Raw genomic sequence first — 3,869 nt, forward strand, 5'->3', positions numbered from 1 at the left:
GGGCATGACACCGCGGGCGGCGCTCACCAAGCATCTGCTGGACGGCGACGACTCGTTCCTGACTGGAGCCTTCGACAAACCGCCGAACCGGCGCCGCCGCCGTATCCCCCGCCGAGCCCCGACTACGCGTCCGGATACCCGCCGCCTTACCCACCGCCGGTCGGTCCCCCGCCCGGGTACGAGCAGCCGCCAGGCTATGGCGGCCCGGCCTATCCGCCGCCCCCGCCCTACGGCGGCCCGCCGACCTACGGGCCCCCCGCCTATCCGGGCGGTTACTACCCGACCCCGGATTACCGCAGCGGCTACGGACCCGCGGGAACCCATAAGCCCGGGACCAACGGGCTGGCGATCGCCTCACTGATCGCGGCCTTCACCGGCCTGCTGTGCGGCATCGGCTCGATCGTGGCCATCGTCTTGGGCGCCATCGCCCTGGATCAGATCAAGCGGACTCGACAGGACGGCTTCGGCCTGGCGGTGGCCGGCATCGTCGTCGGAATCGCCACCCTGGTGGTGATTTTGGTGATCGTGATCTTCAGGCTGCACTCGCTCTAGCGCAGCCCAACCCACCGCGATCGCCGGCGCGGCGGAGCCGGGCGCAGCGGGTCGCCCCGCAACAGACCCACCGCCGCCGCGCCCGGGTTGTCGGGGCCATCGGGCCGACGGCTGCCTAGGCTCTACGTTCATGGGATCGGTCAACAGGGTGTACATCGCGCGGCTGTCGCGGATGTTGGTGTTGGGTCCGCTCGGCGAATCCGTGGGCCGGGTGCGCGATGTCGTGATCAGCATCAGCATCGTGCGGCAGCAACCGCGCGTGCTCGGGCTGGTCGTCGACCTGGCGACGCGGCGCAGCATCTTCATTCCGATCCTGCGGGTCGCCTCCATCGAACCCAACGCCGTGACGCTGAGCACCGGCAGCGTGTCCCTGCGTCATTTCGTGCAGCGCCCCGGCGAGGTGCTGGCGATGGGTCAGGTGCTCGACACGCAAGTCAAGGTGAAGGACCCCGACCTGCCGGAGCTGGCGGGCCTCGACGTGGTCATCACGGACCTGGGGATCGAACAGACCCGGACCCGGGACTGGATGGTCTCCAGGGTCGCCGTCCGTGTGCCGAGGCGGCTGGGACGACGCGGCCCCGTCCACATCGTCGACTGGCAGAACGTGCAGGGCCTGACCCCGTCGGCGCTGTCATTGCCGGGCCAGGGCGTGACCCAACTGCTGGACCAGTTCGAGGGCCGCAGGGCGGTCGACGTGGCGGACGCCATCCGCGGGCTGCCGGTCAAGCGGCGCTACGAGGTGCTCAAGGCGCTCGACGACGACCGACTGGCCGACGTTTTGCAGGAGCTGCCCGAATTGGATCAGGCCGACGTGCTGTCGCAGCTGGGCACCGAACGCTCCGCCGACGTGCTCGAGGAGATGGATCCCGACGACGCGGCGGACCTGCTCGGGGTGCTGAATCCGACCGACGCCGAGATGCTGCTGACCCGGATGGATCCCGATGACTCCGAGCCGGTGCGCCGGCTGCTCGCCCACTCCCCCGACACCGCCGGTGGCTTGATGACATCGGACCCCGTGGTGCTGACCCCCGATACGTCGGTTGCCGAGGCGCTGGCCCGGGTCCGCGATCCCGAACTCACCACCGCGCTGTCGTCCATGGTGTTCGTCGCGCGGCCGCCGACGGCCACCCCCACCGGCCGCTACCTGGGCTGCGTCCCCCTGCAACGACTGCTGCGTGAGCCACCGGCGGCCCTGGTCGGCGGGATCGTCGACAGCGACCTGTTGACCTTGACGCCGGAGACCCCGCTCGGTGCGGTCACCCGCTACCTGGCCGCTTACAACCTGGTGTGCGGACCGGTGGTCGACGACCAGAATCATCTGCTCGGCGCGGTAACGGTGGACGACCTGCTCGATCACCTGCTGCCGCACGACTGGCGGGTGGACATGCAGGAGTTCGACGCCGCCGCCCGGGTCAACGGACTGGGAGGATCCGAGTGAGCAAATCCTCGGCCCCGCGAGGGCTGTACACCCCGCGGACTTCGCGCAGGTATTCGCCGCGGCTGGATCCCGAGGCCGTCGGGCAGATCACCGAGTCGATCGCGCGCTTCTTCGGCACTGGCCGCTACCTGCTGATCCAGACGGTCGTGGTGCTGCTGTGGATCGCGTTCAACCTCATCGCGGTCGCGGAGCGCTTCGACCCGTATCCGTTCATCCTGCTGAACCTCGCCTTCTCCACTCAGGCCGCCTACGCCGCCCCGTTGATCCTGCTGGCGCAGAACCGCCAGGAGAACCGCGACCGGGTCGCGCTGGAGCAAGACCGTCGTCGAGCCGCCGAAACCAAAGCCGACACCGAATACCTGGCGCGCGAGCTGGCCGCGTTGCGGCTGGCCGTCGGCGAGGGTGTGACACGCGAATACCTGCGTCACGAGCTCGATGACCTGCGCGAACTGCTGACCAATCTGCTGCCCGAAACCGCGGACGTCGACCCGGTCGTGGGCGGCGACGGCCTGGAAAGAACAGCTAAGAAATCCAGGTGAGAACCGTTTGGACCATTGCGCCACTCGTGTCACAAGAGTTATGTATGGTGATCTGGTTCACCGAGCTAACAGAAAGTGAACCCAGCTCACATATCTAGGACGGTCGAGTGCGCATTGGGGGAAGCCGGGGTGAGAGCCCCGCCGCCGCGACTGAGCGGCAGCGAGCACTTCGGAACACGCGCAAGCCGATTTTCGGCGTAGCAATGATTACTCCACTGGTGTTCGCGGGGGCGGTCAGCGCAGCGGCCCCGTCGCTTCCGGTGCGAATGCCGCCGCGGCATGCCGCCGTCACCCCCGTGGCCGCGGTCTCGCCGACCTTCCCCGACCTCACCGGCCCCGCCGTCGTCGCGATCGACCGCAGCCCGACCGTCTTTCACGTCGCCGAGCCCGCGTTGTCCGCCCCGCCGCCGGCGATGATCGTCAATGCGCCCGGTGCGCTGGGCATTCCGAGCATCGCGCTGGCCGCATATCGCAGCGCGGAACAGAAGATGGCCGTCGCCGCCCCGGGCTGTGGCGTCAGCTGGAACCTGCTGGCCGGCATCGGGCGCATCGAATCGGGCCACGCGGGCGGCGGCGCTGTCGACGCGCGCGGCACCGCGATCAACCCGATCTACGGCCCGTCGCTGGACGGCACGCTGCCCGGCAACGAAACGATCATCCAGAGCAGCGCCGGCAACCGCGTCACCTACGCCCGCGCGATGGGGCCGATGCAGTTCCTGCCGGGGACCTGGGCGCGCTACGCCTCGGACGGCAAGGGCGACGGCGTTGCGGATCCGCAGAACATCTTCGACGCCACCCTGGCGGCCGCCCGCTACCTGTGCAGCGGCGGACTCAACCTGCGTGACCAGTCGCAGGTCCTGACCGCGATCCTGCGCTACAACAACTCGATGCCCTACGCGCAGAACGTGCTGGGCTGGGCGGCGGCCTACGCCACCGGCGTGGTGCCGGTCGACCTGCCGCCGATGACCGGACCGCCGCCGCCGCTGGGCGACGCGCACCTCGAGCACCCCGAAGGGCTCGGCCCCAACCTGCCGATGAACATCAACGGCCTGCCGCTGGACGACCCGCTGGCGCGCGTTCCGCTGATCGACTTGAGCAGCCCGGCTCTCGTCAGCCCCCCGCCGATGTTCCCGTGGATGACGCCGACGCCCCAGCAGGCGCCGGCCCAGGTTCCCGGTTGCACGGTGATCTGCATCAGCTCGCAGGGCACCCCGCCCGCGGGCCCGCCGCCGCCGTTCGGACAACCGGCACCGTTCGGGCAACCGGCACCGTTCGGGCAACCGGCACCGTTCGCGCCCCCGGCGCCGCCGCCGTTCGGGGTCGATCACCTTGCCCAGGGC

Annotated in this window: 3 protein-coding genes and 2 pseudogenes; all 5 read left to right on the forward strand. The window is 69.8% G+C overall.

Annotated elements, in window-relative coordinates:
* Nucleotides 1-83, forward strand: a pseudogene (locus A5708_RS27990) (Sec-independent protein translocase TatB); the annotation flags it as partial.
* Nucleotides 82-552, forward strand: a pseudogene (locus A5708_RS13610) (DUF4190 domain-containing protein); the annotation flags it as partial. The pseudogenes A5708_RS27990 and A5708_RS13610, both read left to right, overlap by 2 nt.
* A 130-nt stretch (nt 553-682) precedes the next feature.
* A complete protein-coding gene (locus tag A5708_RS13615; protein ID WP_065029138.1) occupies nt 683-1,990 on the forward strand; it encodes a magnesium transporter MgtE N-terminal domain-containing protein in 1,308 nt (435 codons plus the stop codon).
* Nucleotides 1,987-2,529, forward strand: a complete 543-nt coding sequence (locus A5708_RS13620) for a DUF1003 domain-containing protein (protein WP_065029139.1) — start codon at nt 1,987-1,989, stop codon at nt 2,527-2,529. The genes A5708_RS13615 and A5708_RS13620 overlap by 4 nt, the downstream gene beginning before the upstream one ends.
* A 107-nt stretch (nt 2,530-2,636) precedes the next feature.
* The coding region (locus A5708_RS13625) for a lytic transglycosylase domain-containing protein (protein WP_231117908.1) at nt 2,637-3,869 on the forward strand (1,233 nt) is incomplete at its 3' end.

Source organism: Mycobacterium colombiense (assembly GCF_001672755.1).
Taxonomy (GTDB): domain Bacteria; phylum Actinomycetota; class Actinomycetes; order Mycobacteriales; family Mycobacteriaceae; genus Mycobacterium; species Mycobacterium colombiense_C.

Bases quoted from the DNA above. Each gene is read 5' to 3' on its own strand.
- A5708_RS13615 (WP_065029138.1), top strand. From the start codon at position 683: ATGGGATCGGTCAACAGGGTGTACATCGCGCGGCTGTCGCGGATGTTG.